This is a genomic window from Marivirga arenosa, from assembly GCF_030503895.2.
GTDB classification, from domain to species: Bacteria; Bacteroidota; Bacteroidia; order Cytophagales; family Cyclobacteriaceae; genus Marivirga; species Marivirga arenosa.
This window is the reverse complement of the sequence record NZ_CP129970.2, coordinates 3,380,077-3,401,861: the sequence shown is the minus strand read 5'-3', so window position 1 is coordinate 3,401,861 and position 21,785 is coordinate 3,380,077. Positions and strand designations below refer to the sequence as shown.

At 33.2% G+C, this 21,785-nt stretch carries 16 protein-coding genes; 9 read left to right on the top strand and 7 right to left on the bottom strand.

All coding sequences use genetic code 11. The features are described 5' to 3' along the window. Positions 1-60: 60 nt before the first annotated feature. Positions 61-495 (top strand): hypothetical protein, encoded by a 435-nt coding sequence (locus tag QYS48_RS14755; RefSeq protein ID WP_308356591.1) that lies wholly within the window; start codon positions 61-63, stop codon positions 493-495. Positions 496-498: 3 nt separating this feature from the next. Here QYS48_RS14755 and QYS48_RS14750 read toward each other — a convergent pair whose 3' ends face one another. From QYS48_RS14750 to QYS48_RS14735, 4 genes are all read right to left on the bottom strand, one after another. Then, a complete protein-coding gene (locus QYS48_RS14750) occupies positions 499-756 on the bottom strand; it encodes a hypothetical protein (RefSeq protein ID WP_308356590.1) in 258 nt (85 codons plus the stop codon). After that, positions 737-1,858: a glycosyltransferase gene (locus QYS48_RS14745; RefSeq protein WP_308356589.1), complete on the bottom strand. Its 1,122-nt coding sequence runs from the start codon at positions 1,856-1,858 to the stop codon at positions 737-739. Before QYS48_RS14745 ends, QYS48_RS14750 begins: the two co-directional genes overlap by 20 nt. Then, positions 1,855-2,781 carry a lysylphosphatidylglycerol synthase domain-containing protein gene (locus QYS48_RS14740; RefSeq protein WP_308356588.1) on the bottom strand — a complete coding sequence of 309 codons (927 nt, stop codon included), beginning with the start codon at positions 2,779-2,781 and terminating at the stop codon, positions 1,855-1,857. The genes QYS48_RS14745 and QYS48_RS14740 overlap by 4 nt, the downstream gene beginning before the upstream one ends. A gap of 77 nt (positions 2,782-2,858) precedes the next feature. Continuing rightward, positions 2,859-3,443, bottom strand: a complete 585-nt coding sequence (locus QYS48_RS14735) for a hypothetical protein (RefSeq protein ID WP_308356587.1) — start codon at positions 3,441-3,443, stop codon at positions 2,859-2,861. A 144-nt stretch (positions 3,444-3,587) separates the two neighbouring features. Here QYS48_RS14735 and QYS48_RS14730 point away from each other — a divergent pair, with 144 nt between their 5' ends. Further along, positions 3,588-3,986 carry an alkyl hydroperoxide reductase gene (locus QYS48_RS14730; RefSeq protein ID WP_308356586.1) on the top strand — a complete coding sequence of 133 codons (399 nt, stop codon included), beginning with the start codon at positions 3,588-3,590 and terminating at the stop codon, positions 3,984-3,986. Further along, positions 3,958-4,362, top strand: a complete 405-nt coding sequence (locus tag QYS48_RS14725; RefSeq protein ID WP_302100874.1) for a hypothetical protein — start codon at positions 3,958-3,960, stop codon at positions 4,360-4,362. Before QYS48_RS14730 ends, QYS48_RS14725 begins: the two co-directional genes overlap by 29 nt. Here the strand turns inward: QYS48_RS14725 and QYS48_RS14720 are convergent. Continuing rightward, a complete protein-coding gene (locus QYS48_RS14720) occupies positions 4,308-5,150 on the bottom strand; it encodes an alpha/beta hydrolase (protein WP_308356584.1) in 843 nt (280 codons plus the stop codon). The two genes, QYS48_RS14725 and QYS48_RS14720, sit on opposite strands and share 55 nt — an antisense overlap. 164 nt (positions 5,151-5,314) lie before the next feature. On the opposite strand from QYS48_RS14720, the gene QYS48_RS14715 reads away from it, so the two are divergent. From QYS48_RS14715 to hrpB, 4 genes are all read left to right on the top strand, one after another. Continuing rightward, positions 5,315-5,737, top strand: a complete 423-nt coding sequence (locus tag QYS48_RS14715) for a hypothetical protein (protein WP_308356583.1) — start codon at positions 5,315-5,317, stop codon at positions 5,735-5,737. Positions 5,738-5,768: 31 nt separating this feature from the next. After that, the gene (locus QYS48_RS14710; RefSeq protein ID WP_308356582.1) at positions 5,769-7,118 is read left to right on the top strand and encodes an MATE family efflux transporter; all 1,350 of its coding nucleotides are present in this window, start codon (positions 5,769-5,771) and stop codon (positions 7,116-7,118) included. A gap of 121 nt (positions 7,119-7,239) precedes the next feature. Beyond that, complete coding sequence (locus tag QYS48_RS14705) at positions 7,240-9,717, top strand: TonB-dependent receptor (protein ID WP_308356581.1); 2,478 nt, start codon at positions 7,240-7,242, stop codon at positions 9,715-9,717. Between the two features lie 114 nt (positions 9,718-9,831). Then, entirely contained in the window at positions 9,832-11,961 is a 2,130-nt protein-coding gene (gene hrpB, locus QYS48_RS14700) for an ATP-dependent helicase HrpB (RefSeq protein WP_308356580.1), read from the top strand. A gap of 3 nt (positions 11,962-11,964) precedes the next feature. On the opposite strand, the gene QYS48_RS14695 is transcribed toward hrpB, so the two are convergent. Continuing rightward, entirely contained in the window at positions 11,965-12,873 is a 909-nt protein-coding gene (locus QYS48_RS14695) for a LysR family transcriptional regulator (protein WP_308356579.1), read from the bottom strand. Between the two features lie 156 nt (positions 12,874-13,029). Here QYS48_RS14695 and QYS48_RS14690 point away from each other — a divergent pair, with 156 nt between their 5' ends. Further along, the gene (locus QYS48_RS14690; RefSeq protein ID WP_302100883.1) at positions 13,030-13,989 is read left to right on the top strand and encodes a sodium-dependent bicarbonate transport family permease; all 960 of its coding nucleotides are present in this window, start codon (positions 13,030-13,032) and stop codon (positions 13,987-13,989) included. Positions 13,990-14,004: 15 nt separating this feature from the next. On the opposite strand, the gene QYS48_RS14685 is transcribed toward QYS48_RS14690, so the two are convergent. Then, positions 14,005-14,511: a hypothetical protein gene (locus QYS48_RS14685; protein ID WP_308356578.1), complete on the bottom strand. Its 507-nt coding sequence runs from the start codon at positions 14,509-14,511 to the stop codon at positions 14,005-14,007. 320 nt (positions 14,512-14,831) lie between these two features. On the opposite strand from QYS48_RS14685, the gene QYS48_RS14680 reads away from it, so the two are divergent. Further along, the gene (locus QYS48_RS14680; protein WP_308356577.1) at positions 14,832-21,752 is read left to right on the top strand and encodes a PKD domain-containing protein; all 6,921 of its coding nucleotides are present in this window, start codon (positions 14,832-14,834) and stop codon (positions 21,750-21,752) included. Positions 21,753-21,785 lie beyond the last annotated feature (33 nt).

Below are 21,785 nucleotides of genomic sequence, written 5' to 3'. Positions count from 1 at the left end.
CATAATACTTCCTTGTAGCAAACCGTTATAAGGAAGTATTTTAAACTATCAACCAATATTATGAAGTCATTTATTATCACCCTACTGTTTTTAACAGTTTCAGTTTACTCCTATTCTCAATCTATTGTAAGTTACCACCAATCACCAAATGGAGGACAAGCAGCTTACGCTTATGAATTTAATGAAAGGTTTAGACCAGAAATCCGCCTATATCCCAATACAGCTATAGAAGACTTCCTTGTAAAGCTCATGTTCAACTACGACTTGATTGACAAAGAAAACCATGAATTTTATAGTGGAATATCCTTACTTGGGTCTACTGTTGGAGGTGCAACTGTCGGCTTAGCTGTTGGAATAAATATTTACCCATTTGAAAATAAAAATTTTGGATTTTTGATGGAATTCTCACCAAACATTCCATTAGATGAAGCTGGAACACCCTATTTTTCAGGTAGCTGGGGAATAAGGTATAGATTACAAAAAAGTAAAGACTAAACTTTAAAATCCATTATGTTCCAAAAGTCCCTTTTTAGTGGCTAAAAAATATAACCCCTCCCAATCCATTTCATGAGGATTATATGTATTAGCTCGATATTCTTCATCATGGTTTACCAATATTTTAATGAATTCTTTTTGATGGAGTGAAAGCAAATTTTCCTGTAAAACCGAATCTCCCCATTTTAATTCATTCTTAATATCCTTATAAGATTGAACAAAATAAAGCTCATCCATTAAATCAATTTCCTGCTCGTTCATTTGTATTATATTGTCTTTCTTTCCATTGATAACTTCCAAAGTTAGCAATCATTCCAAACACTACCACATAAAGGCTGTATATCAACTGTAATATGCCGAAAGATGTTATACTAAATTTCGACTTCTGAGATTTTAAAACCTGATATATGAATAGGCTTTCAGCCATAATTTTAAGTAAAATAACTGGCCCTAAAACCAAATAACTATCATACAAAACTGAATAGATTAAACTACAGATATAAATTAAATGAAAAGACCATACCATTAACGCAGGAATAGCATCTTTTAAATCTGCACTTGCTCTCCATTTAGCAGCCCATCTTTTTTTCTGATTATAAAACTGTCGTAAATTCTTAGGAGAACTCGTTTTAACCAAGGCCTCTTTTTGAAAATAAAAACTATTTGGAAAAGCTTTTTTCAGCTTCTGTAACAGAAAAATATCATCACCCGATGGGACATTTAAATTTGTGGAATAAGGATCAAGTTCCTTAAAAATGCTTTTCCTAAATGCTAAGTTTGCACCATTTGCCATGTTAGGATTTCCTAATTCTATGGATACTGCCCCCACTCCTATTAAAGGCGCAAATTCCATTTGGAATAAATTTGTAACTAACGAATTTGAAATAAAACTAACATTTCCTGATACTAAATTTATATGTTCCAATTCAAATGGTGCCTGCATTTTCGAAATCAAATCAGAAGGCAAAGTACAATCTGCATCAGTAGTTAATATGATTTCATGTTTAGCTTCATTAACAGCAAAGTTTAAAGCCGCTTTTTTACCCATCTCCAAACCAGAGAGTTTTAATAGTTTCATTTGAAAAGGAATTGAATCTCTAGATCTTTCGATTATAGAAGCACCATCATCTTCAGAATGATCATCAATAAATAGGATTTCAAGTAATTCTTTAGGATAATCAATAGCCTTAATACTTTTGATCAAGACACTTAAATTTTCCTTCTCATTTCGAAAAGGGATGATCAGTGAAACTGATTTTAATTTACCGCTTTCGGTTATTTCTGGCATTCGTTTGTAAACATTAGTCGCGTAAAGCAGGCCAAAAGAATAAATCAAAATAACCAATGAAAAAAAAGTGATCATTTTTTATAGATTAACTTAAGCTTAGGTATATAAAAAAGCCCAATAGCAGCGGGCACTGCAATATTTATAAGCCATAATATTAAACCTGCTGCTATAATAGGAGCAACAGAAACCTCTAATTTTTCAAAGAAAAAAGCAATACTTACTTCTCTTATTCCCAAATCATTCAAAAAATTAAATGTAGGTAGAATTGATTTTATTAAAAACATGAAAGCAATCCCCATAAATTGATGAAACAAATTGATTTGTAATTCTAATACAGATAAAAGAATTAAAAACTGTAGACTAAAGATTAAATACCTAACTATACTAAGCGCTGAAAGCAGTACAAACAATTTTAATCCTAATTTTTTTATAGGCCATAAATAGTCTTTAACCCTAGGATGATTTCTATTAAAATAAAGTAACAGAAAGAATCCAAAAATCACGAATCCAATTATACTACTTAAAGCAAAGGAGGAAGAATATGAAAAGTCAAATTCAGATAAGCTAAAATCTGATATAAAGTAAACTGCTATTAATCCAAAAAGCAAAGTTGGGAGCATTTGAAGCATTCTTGAAATCAGAATTAATCCTAAAGCACTTTTTCGATTTTCATGAGAAATAGAAAATACCTTAGCAAAATAATCTCCAATAGCATGTGGGGTTATGAAACCTAATGCAATTCCTGAAAAAACCCCAACTGATGCTTCTGAAATAGAAATCTTTGTAATTGGCTTCAATGAATATTTCCATTTCAATACTTCCATTAACCAATTGATGGGCATTAATATTGAAACCAATAGGATTATAAAAATATTTTGTGTGTATATGTTAAATGCTGATATAAAACCTTGAAAATCATTACTAATTCTTTCATACAGAAACACTATCACTACAATTGATACCGCTATTTTGACTAGAATAAGTAATTTTTTTCTCAATGCTTTCTAAAATAAAAAACCACCTTACAATGATGGTCATTAGAAGGTGGTTTTCAAAATTGAAAATCTAAATTTATTTATCTTTTGTATTCTTCAAGTTTATTGAGAGCAGTTTGTAGCTCTCTTTTAATTTTCACTTGTTTATCATGTGATCTTTTTCTTAAGTCTTCTATTTCTTGATCCACCAACTCTTTATCTTTTTTAGCCTGACGGGTAAGTCTAAAACTATTTAAGAACATAATATATACAATTACTAAACCAGCTAAAAGTATGATTACAATGGACCACATGATTACATTGTAGGTCACTTTAGTCATTGACATACCAAAAAACGGCATCTCATCTACAGCATTTTGTGCTTCTTCTAACTTATTATTTAAATCATTCATCTGAGACTTAGCTTCATCTCTTTCTCTCTCAGCTTTTGATTTAGCATTTTGCGATGAGGTAACTTTTTGATTTAAGCTATTAATAGAATCACTTAATATATCACCAAAAGCATTAACCTTAGTAATTGGAATCACCTTATATTTTTCAAAGGTTTCGCTGCTTTCAATCATATTTTGATATTGCTCAGACAATGTAGCCTCGTCCTGTGCAGAAGTGTTAAAATGAACACCTAAAACAATAATTGAAAAAATAACTAAAAGCTTAAATTTCATAGTACTCTGTTTATCGTAAAAATATCCGCATTAATTCGTTGTAAATATAGTTTGAACGAATGGAATTAAAAAAACTTATATAGATTAGCGTTATAAAAATGCATAAAAATCTTAACATTTCACCTTTACATAGGTTTTGTGTGCATGAATAATAAATTTCACAATTATACATTAAAAATTGCAGCTGTTTACAATGTTTTATGGGGTGCATGGGTAGTTTTATTCCCTCAGCAGTTTTTTGAATTAGTGGGCATGGAAAAAATAAATCATCCTATGGTGTGGCAAGGCATGGGAATGGTGATTGGTGTTTATGGCTTAGGATATTGGTGGGCCTCTTACAATGCATTAAGACATTGGCCTATTGTGATGGTAGGTTTTTTAGGTAAAATATTCGGTCCTTTAGGTTTTATATTCAATTATTTACAAGGTATAGTTCCTTTTGAGTTTATTTACACCTTGTTTACCAATGACTTCATTTGGTGGATTCCGTTCTTCTTAATTTTAAAAGATGTTCATGTTAAAACAAATTGGAAACTTACTTGAATCTAAAGGGTCGGTTTACCTTATATTCATTTTCTATTTTATTGCCGGTTTAAATCATTTCATAAATCCTGAATTTTATATACCCTTAATTCCTGATTATTTAACACTAAAAAAAGAAGTTAATTTAATTAGTGGATTGATAGAAATTGCTTTAGCAATAGGATTACTTCTTAACCCGACTCGTAAAATAGCATCTTTTCTGACCATCTTAATGCTATTAGCATTTATACCTTCACATATTTATTTTATTCAAATAGGCTCTTGTATTGAAGGTGGTTTATGTGTACCTGAATGGATAGGCTGGACTAGATTAATAGCGATTCACCCCGCTTTACTTCTTTGGGCTTGGAAATCAGGGCGAGTATCTTCAATCTGATATTTATGCTCATGAATGAAATATAAGGCCAATTCATTGAAAATATCATATTGATCGATATTGCATATATGCCCTGCTCCTTTCACCTCTGTAATTATTACATTTTTATGTTTTTTGGCAAATTTTTGGGCTGATTTAAGAAACACATAATCTTGTTTGCCCATAATAGCTAAGGCTGGAAAGTTGATTTTTTGGTTGTAAAATCGATTAAGTAAGCGAAAGAACTCATTATACAGTCCTACCCACTTCATATATTCTTTTGAGCTTAACTTATTTGCTTGTTTTTGATAGATTTTCCTCGATTTTTGGTGTTTACGGTAGGGCATTAGTAAATAAGAAAACACACTATACATTACGAAATAAGGAAGAAACAAATTGAAAAAACGAGCGAGTTGCACAAATGATTTTATAAGTAAATTTGCTTTAAAAATTCCTCCAGCAAATATTGCGCTAGCCACCATATTTGGGTACTTTATGCTAATATCCTGCATAATAACACTACCGAAACTTAGAGTTACAAAATGCGCCTTTTCAATACCATTAATATCTAATACCTTTTTGATATCATCTGTTATGATATCAAATGTGTAATTATCCTTTTCAGGCATAATGTTTTTAGATCGACCATGATCTCTTAAGTCAATTATTAAAAGATTATAAAGTGGTTTAAAAGATTCAACTTGATACTTCCAAGTTGATGTATTTCCCCCAGCACCATGAATAAAAACTACCCATTCATGGGCAGAATGATTCAAATGCACCTCGTAATGTAAGGATGAATTTATCATGATGAAAAAACCTTAACCTATCATTTTTGTTTAATATTTATATATCAAAAGTACAACATAATATTTCCGATATTCAATCGGTTAATTAAAATAATATATGCAAAATATTAACTTTAAAACATTTACATGAGGTTTTTAGTCTTCATGCATTCAATCTTTAATTTATGACATCTTATATAAAAGAACTTTCAGATTTTGGTTTATTCGTCTTAATATGGATAGTACAATTGATTGTCTATCCTTCCTTTACTATGATGGAAAAATCTAATTTATTAGCATGGCATCCAAAATATACTCAAATGATCACCATAATTGTGATGCCTTTAATGTTAGTTCAAATAATCCTTACTCTATACTTAACCTACAGCAATAGTAACTGGATCCTAATTACTCAATCTGTCTTGGTAGTTTTGCTCTGGGCCAGTACTTTTTTTCAAGCTGTGCCTTTACATAACCTTATAGAATCTAATCAGGAAGTAGCTGAATCAGCAAAAAAACTTGTGCAAGTAAATTGGAACAGAACTGCAATGTGGACTATAATTGTATTATTAAATTTAGTACAAAGATTCACAACCTTTAACAATTAATGTAGTTACATCTTTTGCATAGAAGCTTTATATGACTACATCTGATGAATTTGGTACTAAGCCAATCAATTACTTATTAAGAAAACAAGCAATACCATCTGCTATAGGAATTCTTACCTTATCGATTTACGGTATAGTGGATACTATATTCGTTGGGAATTATGTAGGATCGGTAGGTATAGCTGCAATTACTGTAGTGATTCCTATTACTTTCCTTATTTCATCAATTGGAATGGGAATTGGTATTGGTGGGTCTTCCATCATCTCTCGAGCGTTAGGAGCAGGAAAACCAGAAAAAGCTAATAAAACCTTTGGGAACCAGCTAACCTTAACTTTTATACTAGGTATATTTTTTAGCATAAGTTGTTGGCTTTTTATTGAACCTATTCTAATGGTCTTTGGCGCTAAAGGTGATATTCTTCAACCTACCATTGATTACTTTACCATTTTACTACTAGGAATTCCTGTTCTTGCATTTGCTATGATGTCAAATAGCATATTTCGTGCAGTTGGATATCCAAAAGTTGCGATGGTAGTCATGATTGTACCTGCAATAGTAAACGTTATATTAGACCCTATCTTTATAGCCGTTTTGGATTGGGGAATAAAAGGTGCTGCTTGGGCAACTACCTTTTCATATCTATTTAGTGCTTCCTATGCTGCTTATTACTTCTTAAAAGGAAGTACAGGGTTTAAATTATCCAAAACGGATTTTCTACTAGATTTCAAATTAACAGGCGAAATATTTTCTATTGGTGCCGTTACAATTGCCAGACAAGGAGTAGTTAGTTTGTTATTCCTAGTGTTAAATAATTCTTTATTTAAATATGGCGGAGAAAATGCAATTGCAGTTTATGGTATAATTAATAGAATGATGATGCTAGTAAATGTCCCTGCAATTGGTATTACGCAAGGTTCTATGCCTATTATTGGTTATAACTATGGGGCTGAATATTTTAAACGGGTCAGCTTAACATTGCGAAACGCTATTATTTCAGCAACATTATTGTCTTCTGTTATCTATGCTGGTATTCTAATTTTTACTCCTCAAATAGTATCCATATTTACAGATAATACTGAATTGATTGAAAAAACTGTACCTGCCTTAAGGATTACATTTTTAATGACACCTTTAATTGCTTTTCAACTGATTAGTGCGGCTTACTTTCAAGCCCTAGGGAAAGCTTTACCAGCATTGTTACTCACTTTAACGAAGCAAGGTTTCTTTCTTATTCCTTTGTTATTATTTTTGCCAAATTTTTACCAATTAAACGGAATTTGGATTGCTTTTCCAATTGCTGATTTAATGACTGCAATTGTGTGTATGAGTTATTTAATTACGCATAGTAAAAAGATTGTATTGAATCCATCAGCAATGTAAATGTGTTGATATTCCTTTCATCATTTTAAAGCGAGAGTAAAGACAGAAGTTTTACCATCAGTGTATAATAAAAAACAATAAAGGTTAAAAACTGTCTAATTTTGTATCAATTAAGAAAATTATGAAATATAGAATACTATTATTTTTATTACTTTTTAGCAGCCTGTCATGGGCTCAGCAGAGAGGAAACTGGGGAGGCGGAAGTAATTCTCAGATTACAGGTAAAATTACAGGAACAATCAAAGATGCCAAAACATCAGAAGCCGTATCTTACGCTACAGTAGTTGTAAAATCACCTCAAAATGGAGAAACAATAAATGGAGTTGTGACAGGCGATGATGGTACATTTAAAATCGTTGGTTTAAAACTGGGGAAATATATAGTTGAAGTTTCCTTCGTAGGTTATCAAAAATTTTCTCAGGAAGTAGAACTAACTCCCAAAGAACCTGACTTTGAGTTTAATGACATCAACCTTCAAACTGATACAGATCAATTAGAAGAAGTAGTGGTTTCAGGACAAAGAGAAACCATTGAAAATAAAATAGATAGAATTGTTTATAATGCTGACCAAGATGTTGCCAATATGGGTGGAGATGCATCTGATGTGTTAAGAAGAGCTCCTCTCTTAACTGTAGATCAAGACGGAAATGTTTCTTTAAGAGGAAATTCAAATGTTCAAATATTGATCAATGGAAAGCCTAGCAGTATGTTTGGTGCCAATACAGGAGATGCTCTGAGAATGATTCCTTCAGATCAAATCAAAAGCGTTGAAGTAATCACTTCCCCTTCTGCAAAATATGATGGTGAAGGTACAGCTGGTATTATTAACATTATCACTAAAAAACAAACCCCACAAGGATTTGCTGGAAATGTAGATTTAACAGCTGGAACGCGAATTAATAGAGGTGTTGTAGGAATTAATGCTGGAAAAGGTAGATTGGGCTTTAATGCAAATGGAAGTTCATTTTACTCATGGCCACAATATGCTACTACTGACTTTTACCAAAAAACAGTCGTAAATGGAGTAACCAATATAAGAGAGCAGAACGGTAGAAACTTAAGTAACCGATTAGGATATTTCGGTAATATGGGTGCTTTTTATGATTTCAATGCCTATCATAGTTTATCAACTAGCTTAAGATTGAGAGGCTTTAATAGTAATTCTTCTGGTGTAAACACCGTTTCTCAAAATTTAGGAGGTAATGAATCTTCTTTTGATAGATTCCAAAAAAATAACTCACAAAACTGGGGTTACGAGTGGTCTTTTGATTATGTTATGAAATTCCCTAATCAGGAAGGAAGAGAACTTTCTGCTTCTTACAAAATTGATGGTAACATAAGAGATCAGATATTTGAAATTGACCAAAATACTCCGTTGAATTACGAAGTAGCAAACAACATCAATGATGGAAACAATCGAGAAAACACGATTCAAATCGATTATACTCATCCTTTCGGAGAAGAATTTAAATTAGAAACAGGATTCAAATCAATACTAAGAGATATTGACAGTGATTTCACTTATGAATTCAAGCCAGAAGGCTCTTCTGAATATCAAGTAGTTGATAACAGAACAGATATATTCTATTATAATCAGGATGTATTAGCAGGCTATGTTTCTACCCAAAGTAATATCACCAAGAAATTAGGTTTAATAGCCGGAGTAAGATATGAATACACGGGTTTACAAGGTAGTTTCGAAGAAGCTACAGAAAGAAATTTTGAAGAAATATCTTACGAAAACTGGCTGCCAAGTGTAATTGTAAGTCAAAAGTTCGGAAAATTCAGTTCTTTAAAACTCTCCTACAATAGAAGGATTCAAAGACCAAGTTTAAGAAATGTAAACCCTTACGAAGAAATAGGAAATATTAGAAATATAAGCTTTGGTAATCCTACCCTAAATCCAGAATTATCAGACAATTATGAGTTAGGATTTAGTTCATTTATAAAAGGAACTTCAATCAATATTTCAGCTTTCTATAATGACATTAGTGAAGTAATTCAATCTGTTATTTTTGAAGATCCAGCAAGAGATGCTACAGTAACTACTTTCGAAAACGTAGGGACACAACAGAATGTGGGATCAAATCTCTTTATTTCAACTAAATTATTCAAAATCTGGACCATAAGGGGAGGCTTAAATGCCAATTACTTTATGGCGGATGGTATCATACAAGGCGAAGAAGTGAGTAATAATGCATGGTTATTCAGTGGTAACTTAAGCTCAAATATCGACCTACCAAAAGATTGGATAATAGATGCATTTGGCTTTGCCAGGCCAAGAAGACAAACCCTTCAAGGATATAACCCTGCCTTTTCGATATTTGGAATGGGTATTAAAAAGAAAATCTGGGATGAAAGAGGAAGTATAGGTTTATCTATTGTTGAGCCTTTTAAAGCAAGAAAACCTTTTAAAAGTGAATTAGGCGACCCAAATAGTGATTTTTATCAAAGAAATGTTTTTGCGATTCCTTTTAGATCGTTTGGAATAAATTTCAGCTATCGTTTCGGTCAGCTGGATTATAAAGCAAGACAAAAAAGAAGTAGAATTTCCAATGATGATCAAAAATCAGGAGGAAACGATGGACAAACCTTTTAATTAATCAAAGCCTGCTCTTTTAATAAGAGCAGGCTTTTTTATCATACCAATTCTCGCCCCACTATTTTTTAGATAATTAAGGTATAATCCGTTCTAGCCATTTAACTTTGCACAATGCATAAGTTCAATTTGAATTCTATAGACCTACCCATAAAGGAAATCATTCCTGAGTTACTAAATAAAGTAGAAAATTCTCAAAACCTTATAGTAAATGCTGAAGCAGGAGCTGGAAAGAGTACCATTATTCCTCTCGCGCTTCTTAATCACATAACTACAAAAGGTCAAAAAATTATTATGCTTGAGCCACGCAGATTAGCTGCAAAATCCATAGCTCATCGGATGGCTCAAATATTAGGCGAAGAGGTAGGTAATACCGTTGGATATAGGATAAGATTTGAAACCCGCATTTCTCAAAATACTCAGATTGAAGTTGTGACGGAAGGAATCCTAAATAAAATGATGGATTCTGATCCTCATTTGAAAGAAACCGCCATTCTAATATTTGATGAGTTTCATGAAAGAAGTATCCATGCTGACGTAGCCTTAGCATTAGCTAGATTTACCCAACAACAATTTAGAAAAGACTTAAAGCTTATCATAATGTCAGCAACCTTGGACTATGAAATGCTTTCTGAAGCTTTAAAGGCTGAAGTAATTATTAGTAAAGGAAGGCAGTATCCAGTTGATATAGAGTATTTAGGAGATTCTGATTCAAGCTTATTAGCTGAGTTAACAGCTAAATACATTGAGTATGCAATCAAGCAAGATGAAGGAGATATTTTAGTCTTTCTTCCAGGACAAGGTGAAATATTAGCTACGCAGGATATACTTAAAAGAGCAAGAATTAAAGCCAGTATATTTCCATTATATGGTCAATTAGCATGGAATAAACAGTGGGCTGCTATTCAGCCACATCCGGAGGGTAAAAGAAAAGTTGTATTAGCTACTTCCATCGCTGAGACAAGTTTAACCATTGAGGGTATTAAAATAGTAATTGACTCAGGTTTAAAAAAGAATTCAGTATTTGACCCTAATACAGCTTTAAATAGTTTGAAGACTCAGGAAATTTCTAAAGATGAAGCCACACAAAGAGCTGGAAGAGCTGGTAGAGTTGCCCCAGGAAAGTGTTATAGAATGTGGTCTGAGGCATCTCAAAATAGTAAGAAAAAGCATAGAGTTGCAGAGATCCTTCATGCTGATTTAGCAAATCTTAGACTTGATTTAGCCTCAAGAAATATAAAAAATAGTGAACAATTATTTTGGATAACCCCACCCCCTATTGATAAATTGATTCAGGCTGAATATTTATTAATGGATTTGGAAGCACTAAATGCTGATAAAAATATTAGTGAATTAGGTAAAAAAATGCATCAGCTTCCATGCCATCCTCGCTTAGGGCATATGCTTTTAAAAGCTGAAGACAATTTAGACTTAGCGATAGATATAGCCTCTATTCTAGAAGAAAAAGATCCATTGTATAAAAAAACAGGCACCGATTTAACTGAAAGAATAGATACAATAAGGCTATTAAGAAAGGAAAATAGACTAGGTAGAAATTTTAAAAAGATTGAAAAGATAGCTCAATCCTACAGAGCACTTTTTGAGAGAGAAGCTAATAATGATAAAGCGGATTCTTATGCTACAGGTTATTTATTAGCAATGGCATTTCCAGATAGAATAGCTTCTGCCAAAAGAGGTAATAATGCCCAATTTATGTTATCAAATGGAAGCATTGCCGTTATTGGTCATAAAGATGAGTTGGCCGATGAAAGTTGGTTGACTGTGGCTAATATGGATGCTAGAAGTGGTTTAGGTAAAATATTCCTGGCTGCTCCTTTAAACCCAAAAGATCTTAAACCCCTCATTAAAAATCAAAAAACTGTCATTTGGGAATATGAGGATGATGAATTCATAGTTTACCAACAATTAAATATAGGAAATATCAATCTTCAAAGAATAGAATTAGAGGAAGAAGCTGATGAGTATGGTAAAAGATTAGCTATCATTAAAGCCCTTCAAGTAAATTTTGATGATATTTTAGTAACAACGGATGCTTTTGAATATTTTGCTCAAACCTATAATTCTAAACCTCAAAATGAATTCAATCCTATTAATTTAGAATTTATAGGTCATACTGCAGAAAAATGGTTACCTGCGGAAATTGAGCAAGCAGATAATATTTTGGAAATTATACAGAATTTAGATTTAGTAGAAATTGCTAAAAAACTAACTAAACTTAACTAAGAATTAACTTTGGAATTTAGCTTCTATAATATGTGGAATTTCCTTTTTAATGAAATCCAAATAAGCCTGAGCTACTGGTGAAAATCTCTTTTCCTTAAGCCATATTAAATGCCAGGTGGAATGAATTGGGAAATTCTTAACCGGAATAATTTTTAAATCTCTATTTTTCAATTCATTCTTAATTCCAATAAGTGGAAGAATCGAATATCCTAAGCCAGCAATTACTGCTTGTTTTACTGCTTCATTAGTAGCTAATTTTAAATTCATTCGAGCTGGAATCTTATTCTTTTTAATAAATGATTCCATGGTATATCGAGTACCTGATCCTTCCTCTCTGTATATCAAAGGAAGTTCTCTAAAAATATCTACATCATATTTCTTTTTGTTTAGTTCAGAATTTGCAGGCCCCACTAAATAGAGCTCATTTTTCATTAATTCCATATGATTAATAGCCATATCTGGCAGTACTGATACCATTGAAAAATCAACTTTATTATTTTCTAATGACTCAATTACCGATTGCTTATTAGTAACTTCCATACTTAATTGAATTTCCGGATACTTTTTAATAAAATCAGTTAAAAAGTGAGGCATGATGTATTCAGCTGTGGAAACAATCGATAATTTTAATTTACCACTTAATTTATCAGCACTAGAAAATCTTTTCTTCTCTATCTGATCCAATTCAGCAACTATAGATTCTATATTATTTGCAATTTCATTTCCAAAATCAGTTATATATACTTTACGTCCAATAATTTCTAAAAGTGGTTTATCAAATTGTGATTGAAGATTTTTAAGTTGTATTGAAACAGCAGGCTGAGTTAAATGCAATGCCTCAGAAGCTTTCGTAATACTACCTAATTCCACTATTTTATGAAAAATCTGTAATTGATGGAGTGTATAATTCATAAAAAACAATTATGAAATGAAACATAAACATTAATGCAATTTAATGATAAAGCTTGATATAGTTCCGATTCACTCCACTATATTTGAAAATTGTTTTAATTAAAAAACAGCTTTCATAAATTGGAATTATATATTTATATAAATGAATGATTTGAGATGAACGTAGACTTACTTTTAGAAAATTTAACCAATCCTGCATTATTATTTTTCCTGTTAGGAATTTTAGCTGTTCTATTAAAAAGCGATTTAGAAATCCCCGGAACATCTTCTCAATTTATCTCATTATATTTACTATTTTCTATTGGTTTCAAAGGCGGCCATGAATTGGCTCATGCACAATTCGAAATGTCTATTTTATGGTCAATAGTTCTTGCAATTGGAACATCCATATTAATTCCCCTTTATACATTCTTTATAATAAAACCTAGACTTGGCACATCAAATGCTGCTGCAATTGCTGCCTCCTATGGATCCATTAGTGCGGTAACTTTCATTACCGCAATAAGCTTTTTGGAGTTGCAAGATATATCTTTTGGTGGCCATATGGTGGCCATAATGGCTATGTTAGAAGCACCAGCCATTATGGTAGGTGTATTATTATTAAACTTTTTTAAAGAAGATCAGCAAAATAGATTAACACCTAAAGAAATTTTTCAACATGCATTTACAAATGGAAGTGTATTACTGATTCTTGGAAGTTTGGTAGCGGGTTGGATAGCATCTGATGCACAAGCAAAAGGGATTGAACCTTTTACAACTGATATTTTTAAAGGTTTCTTAGCTATCTTTTTATTAGATATGGGAATTAGCAGTGGTAGAAAAATAGGTAAACTATTTAAACACGGACCTTTTGTTTTAGCCTTTTCGATTATAATCCCTATCATCAACGGTTGCCTAATTGCCTGGATAAGTGGATTTATTACTACAGAAGTGGGCGATCGATTCTTATTGTCAATTCTTGCTGCTAGTGCATCTTATATTGCAGTTCCAGCAGCTATGAAGATAGCTGCACCGGAAGCAAATCCAAGTTTGTATTTACCCATGGCATTAGCCATTACCTTTCCATTTAATATTACGCTTGGTTTCCCAATTTATATGCAAGTAATTAATTGGTAAGGAATATATATAAAACTATTGATCTGAATTTTCTTCTTCATCTTGAGTAAGAGGAAAATGTATAAAGTTTTCGTATAAACTATCTTCTTTAAAGAAAGAGCTTATTTCAAATTCTTCTGGATTAATAGAATTTAATTTAAAATATCCAGTATCAATCTCATTCCAAACAAAAACTACTGTATCAGTAGGAGTTTCAGCCTTTAAAGTAGCAGGAACATACCAATAACCTTTTAAAGTATCATTAGTTGAGGTACATTCATTTGAAGGATTAATATAAAGTAGAGAATCTTTATCATTTCCAGAGGATGTATATCTAAAAATTAATTGTCGGGGCGTTTCACAATTAGTTAGATTCAACTGTTCATTATTTGTACTTCTGGAGTTTAACACCCATCTTTTGCTATCATAATTAGATAATAATCTTTCCACTTCAACTTTTCTAAAACTCTCAAAATTGGGTTCTTCAGGAAGGCAAGACACTGCAGTTATAGATAGTAATATTAAAACTAAAATGTTTCTCATGCGGCAAATATAATATTTATAAAATAGTCTAAATTAATTTCAATGAATTGTTTAATCATCTTATCAGGTTTTATTGAATCATTTAAAATTCAATCTTAGTTTGATTAATGTTACTTTCAATAACGATACCACTTGTAAGTTTATATTCAATTAGAATTACTTTTCGACACTTATTTTAGCGAAAGCCCTTGTTATTTATTATTAATCAAATATTTAGTATTAATATTTACATACTTATTTCGACATTTACTATGTATTGTTCGATAAAAATAAATTTTTTACAGACTAACTTAATTCGTTAAGTTTGTATAATGGTTAGAATGGCTTGTACATACAAATTTTTAAGAATTGGATTATTTTCCTTAGTTCTTATTTTTTGTGGAACCCATGAAGTTTTCTCACAATGCGGAGCCACCAGTGGAGTTGGAGGATTTGATCCCATTGAAAATAAATTTTGTGGTGGAGAAAAAGAGGTATGGATAGGGAAAAGATACTCTTCTGTAGATCTACCACCTGCTACAGATGTATATATTTTGGTTAATTGGGGAGATGGAACTGAAAATTACTATCCTACAATATTAGAATTTGGTGACTATTATATTGATAATACTCCTCCTGTAGCACCAGCAGGAGCTCCATTGTTTGCTAATGATCGATATGCTTATTATCAATATCCAGCAGGACTAACAAATTGTGATTTTGAAATTACTGTTCAATTAGTTTTTGTTGATACAGGGGAAAATCCACAAACTCATCCCAGTGCATTAATATGTCCTGGTACAGATAATAGTGCTAGTACAGTTTATTGGGAAAGAGATAATATTGCTCCTGGGAATTTAAATATTGAAGAAGCTCCTCTTTTAACTATATGCGAAGGACAAGATGTAGTGATAAATCCACTAGAAAATCAAAGTATTTACAATTGCCCTTTATCTAATAACAATGGAACAAGATGGTTTCAATGGGTATATAATACTGACGGTGCTAATCCTATACCTGATGTAAATATTTCAGGTATCAATATTCCAAATGAAGATTTTAATGTTTTCCCAGGTGGTTATACAAATCCGGATTTTGGGGAAATTGTACAAGTAGATCCTGGAATAAACGAAGTTGCTGCTGATCTTGACATGGATCCTACTGGTACTATCACAATAGATGGAACAAATACATTGGTTGGTCAAACATTTGAGATCACTCTAAGAGCGTGGAATGTATGTAATCCATTTGATGATCCAGATATTCCAGGCACACCTGATTTCACTGATGCAACTACAGCCGAAAATCCACCAGAAGAAACTACGTTAACTATTGAAGTTGTTCCAGCGCCAAATCCTACTCCGGAAGTGGAAGACCCATCAACTGCAGGAGTTTGGCTTCCGGAAGATGGGACAGCTACTCCAACTGCTAGCTTTTGTGCGAATGAAACGGTTAATTTCCGTAATAATAGTGCAACTATTGGAGATGATTTAATTGAATGGGATTTCACATATGATGGGATAACATTTAACACTGATGATACGGGAAATAATGTGAATACTTCTTATGATAACTCATTTGTAGGAAGTCCAATAACAGTAGCCTTAAGAATAACACGAGGAAATATTGGAGTTCCTTGTGTATTCTTGGAGACTATTGATTTAGAAATATCAGATGGTCCTATTGCTGATTTCACAATATCAAACACATCTGCTTGTGAAACTTTAAATACAACAGTTACAGATATTTCCACAAATGCGGATGGATTTTCATGGACTGTAGATCAGATTTCTGGTCCAGGAGCTGCGACTGATGCCGGAGTAATTTCGCCTCCTTTAGCTAGTTTTCCTATTACGAGTTCTGTTAGTGGAAATACAGTAGATTTTGAATTTGGAAATCCTGGAGAATACGAAATTACTTTAACTGCGACCTCTACTGTTGCCCCTACTTGTCCTAGTAATTTAACAGAGTCAGTTTTTGTATATGACAATCCAATTGCTAATTTTAGTGCTACGGAAATCTGTGAAGGTGATATGACCATTTTTACAGATCTCTCTAATATCCCAACAGTTGTAAATGGTGATGCAATCGATACTTGGGAATTTGTATTTGATTTTGATAATACTGATTACACTACCGATCCCGAAGGCACGTTTGATACACAAACCATCACTAGCTTAAATGCAGGCGATTTTACAGCAGGTGAATATGCTTTTACTTATCCTGCCGCAGGTACTTATAATGTAGCTTTAAGAGTATCCACCGCTAATGGTTGTGTATCACCAGTGGATACGATGTCAGTTGTGGTTAAAAACAACCCTATATCAAATTTTGAATTTGCTGAAAACGGTATCGATTATACTCAGCCTCTTTGTCCGGGTACTCCCATTGAAATTGTCAACACCTCCCCTGCTGGTCAAACTGATCCTGCAGTTGATCGATATTATGTAGAAATTGTTTCAGAAGATAATGCTAATGATGGAATATTTCCTGCTTTCCCAGCTTCTTTTCCTGCACCAATTGATTCAGCAGTAATTAATCCAAATGTTGGTGATCTACCCAATCCAAATTCGGGATCACCTTACACTTATGATTTATACTTTATAGCCGTTGGAGACAATAATTGTGAAACGAGAGAAGGACCACTTACTGTAACTTTACTACCTGCCCAAGCCGCAGGATTTGATATATTTGAAGGAGATCCTGGCCCATCACCGGGATCAACAGCAGATTCTTATGATAACCTGACTGTATATTGTTCACCTTATGAATTTTATTTTCGTACGGACGCAAACACTCAGACTTTCAATGCTGATCAATATATCTGGACAATTACAGACGGTATAGGTGATACCTTAACTGAAACTACAATAGAGGTAGCCACTGATCCTGAACCTGAAAGATTTAATTTCAACTTTGAAAATGTGTATCCCTCAGTTAGTCAAGAAGTATTCACCATTAATCTTCAGGTGATAACAGACGACTTTTGTGTAACTGACCGAAATGAAACAGTAAGATTATTCCCAAAACCTACAGCTGAATTTAATGTGATAGACTCTTTAATTACATGCGATTCAGTTTCATACACTTACAAGGCAGTACAAGAAAACATAGATTACTTTTGGTCTGTAAATTCAACTGATAACTCAAAATTAAGATCTGCCATACAAGATGATGCAAATGCTGAATTTACTGTAGTTTATGACCGTCCTCTAAATACTGAGCCTGATTTAGATTTTACAGTTGAATTATATACAGAAAATCTAGTTTTATGTCAAAGTGACCTTGAATCTACGACTTCTAGCATTCCAAATGCTGATGTTATTACAGTTGATATTGACTTTACACCAAGTAATTCTCAAGATTGTTTACCCTCTACCTATGATTTACAAAATACCACTACTTCAACTATTCCAGCAGGAACCGAATGGGAATTTGAAATCTATAAGTATAATACAGTAACTACAGATTACGATTTAATAGAAACAATCGAAGGTGTAGATCAAACAGGAAATGAGGAATTTAGTACAGCTATACCATACGAATTTACTTCCGATGGTCAATATAGAATTGACTTAATTGCAAACTTGCTCAGCAATTGTAGAATTGGATTATCAACTCCAGTTGATATAGAAATATTTGAGTCTCCTACTCCAAATTTCAGGACGAATATTAGTGAGGGCTGTTCCCCATTAACCGTTGATTTAATAGAGAATTCCACCCTCCCTTCAGGGAACAATTTTGATCTAAGCCTAGAAGTCTTCAATCCAGTCAGCGGCTTGATTACACAAACTATTGCTCCTTCAAACGGTCCTGGAGGCCATTTAGATGGAATTACATTAGATCCATTAATAAATACAGCTACAGATCCCTTTATTGATTATGAAATCACATTAACCGCAACAGCCTCAAATGCATTAAATTGTTCAAATGACAGTACCTTTATCGTTAGAGTATATCAAGAACCACAAATAGATTTTGATATTACCTCAAACAATCCAGCTTGTGAAGAGGATTATACTTTTGACTTTGAATTCACTACAAGCGTATTTCCGGCAGGAACACAATTTATCTGGAATTGGAATGATGGGCAAACATTACTAACTGACCAAGATACAGCAGTCAGTCATACCTTTGTGAATAGAGCTGCCTTTTTTGGAACAGATACTTATAATGTAAGCTTAACAGCTGAAACTCCTAATAATTGCTCTGTTACGATTAGTAAAATAGTAACACTAAATCCTAGAGTAGACGCTAGCTTTTTTAAGTTACTTGATCAAGGATGTTCACCCTTGGATGTTAGCTTTACAAGTACCGCACTAGGTACAGGTTTAACAGGAAATCATGTCTATCAAAAAAGAATCAAAGATTCAGGAAATCCTTGGGTTGATTTCACTACTAGCCCAATGCCAAATGGTGCTGTTACAGAAACTTTTACCAATACTACTGCTGGTGATATAATATATGAGGTAAGGTATATTGTTTCTTCTGCAGTTGGCGGATGTTCCGATACATCAAATATTCAAGAAATTACAATTTTTCCTGAGTTTACAAGTCCACCAATAACAGGCACAAATACAGTTTGTGCATCTGAACAATTAGTACCCTATTCAGTGCCTTTTACTTCAGGATCAACTTATTTATGGGAATTACCTTTAGGTGCATTTATTTCGAATCAAAATGCTAATGGAAATGAAATAGAAGTTAATTTTAGTGTTTTTTCTGGAAACATCAGAGTTACAGAAATAAATGCTAATGGATGTTTTGGTACACCTAGTGAGTTAGCTGTAAATGTTTTGACTGGCCCGAGTGCAACGCTAAGCTTGAACGGACCAAATGTAATTTGTCCTGGTGATGAAACTAGTTTAAGATTTGATTTAACAGGACCTCCAGGCTCTACAAATTTTGATGTGATTTATAACAATGGACAGGAAAATGATACATTAAAAAACATTCAAAATGGACATATAGAAACCATAAATCCTAACAACTCAACGAATTACTTCTTAGTAGGAGTTGTGGATTTGGCAAACCCTAATTGTAATCCTTCCGGATTATCTGGAAATGCTTTTGTAAATGTAAATACACCTCCAACCGCAAGTATTTCTGGAACTACTACTATATGTGAAGGAAATGACACAAATTTAATCTTCAACTTAACAGGAGTTGGTCCATGGGAAGTGGTGTATACCGATGGTAGCTCAAATTATACATTGAACACTTCTAATCCCGTAACCATTGAAGCAGTAAGTCCAATTCAAGATACTAACTATGAGTTAATATCAGTAACAGATGGAAACAGTCCTATTTGTAATGGTACGGTAAATGGAATAGCGGAAATAACAGTAAACCAAAAGCCTACAGCTGAAATATTCGGAAATGTAGATAATGTTTGTCAAAATGATTTTACTGAAATTGGGGTTAACTTAACTGGTACAGCTCCATGGACCGTAAGGTATACAGATGGAACTGTGACCTACACTTTATCTAACATTCAACCAGATAGCGGCTACGACCCAGCAACAGATTCTTACACCTATTATTTTGATGTAAATCCACAAAGTGGCACAACTTCTTACACTTTAACTGAAGTGCTAGATTCCAGTAATCCATTTCGTTGTAGCGGAGATATTTCCGGTACTGCTACTGTTGTTGCCTATGATAGACCTGAGGTTTCTTTATCCGGTGATACAACAATATGCTTTGGTGTAAATACTGCCTTAAACTTTGATTTTGAAGGGGATGGTCCATTTGAAGGAACTTATACTGCAAATGGAGATTCAATTGAGTTCAACAATTTCCAAAATACAGAATCAATTAATGTCAGCCCTGAAACTAGTACTGTTTATAGAATAGTAGAATTATTCGATAGCAGAGGATGTCCAGGGCAAAATTTAGGAGGTCCTGTTAGTATTAATGTTAACCCATTACCAACTTCGGTTATATCGGGTAATGATACGACCTGTTATGGTACAGAAACTAATTTAATATTTGATCAAACTGGTCTTGGACCATGGACCATAACCTATACGGATGGAAACCAAAATTACAGCTTTTCAACCGCCTTCAACAGACATTTTGAACCCGTAAGTCCTACTGCTACCACCACATATTCCTTAGTTTCAGTCACTGATAGTAATAACCCTAATTCTTGTGCTGGAACAGTGTCAGGAAGTGCACTTAAATTTGTTTATCCTAGACTGGAAGCAAGTTTTGAAGTTAGCCCACAGGATATGGTATTGCCTGAGAGCACGATAAATATTACAAATAATACAACAAACAAAAATGAATGGGAGTATTTGTGGGAATTTGGTGATGGAACCACTTCAACAGATGTAGATCCCGCCCCTCATGATTATGGCACATTTGGAGAATTTACAATTAAAATGACTGCTACTAATGGACTTTGTACCTCTAGCTTTCAAACTCTTGTCACAATTGGAGCAATCCCTCCTATTATAGATTTTGATGCTGATCCAAAAGAAGGCTGCTTACCTTTAGTTGTTAAATTTGAGAATCTCTCGGAATACGCAGACCCATCTACCTATCAATGGAGTTTTGGAGATGGTCAGAGGGCATCTGCGGTTATAGACCCGATTCATGTCTATACCAATCCGGGAACCTATACAGTTACCCTTTCTGCTACCAATATCACGGGACAAAGAACGGAATTGATAAAGGAAGAATTTATAACTGTAAATGCAACACCACAGGCCTCATTTACCATTCCTGATGAATACAGAAGAGTTTTCACTACTGAGGAGGTACGTTTTGTAAACCTAAGTGAAGGTGCAGATGAATTCATTTGGAAATTTGGGGACGGAAATGAATCTTTCGAATTTGAACCTATTCATGCATATGCCGATACAGGATTTTATGATATTACACTCATTGCAATAAATTCAGAAACTGGATGTTCTGATTCAATCTTTCTAACTTCACAAGTGCAGACCATATTAGGCGGTGAATCAAGAGTACCTAATGCCTTTACTCCAAGTAGAGCCGGACCTGGGACAGGAAGTGATAACCCATTACAGAATGATTATTTCTTACCTTATGTGGAAGGAGTATCTGATTTTAATATGAAGATTTACAACAGATGGGGAGAATTATTATTCGAATCCAATGATGAAAACGTAGGTTGGGATGGTTATTATCAGGGAACTTTGATGCCTCAAGGAGTCTATGTATATCGTTTAGAATTGGTTTATGAAAATGGAAGAAGAGAAACAACAGTGGGGGACATTACACTCATTAGGTAGATTTATCTTTTAAAAAGCGTAATGAAATATTGA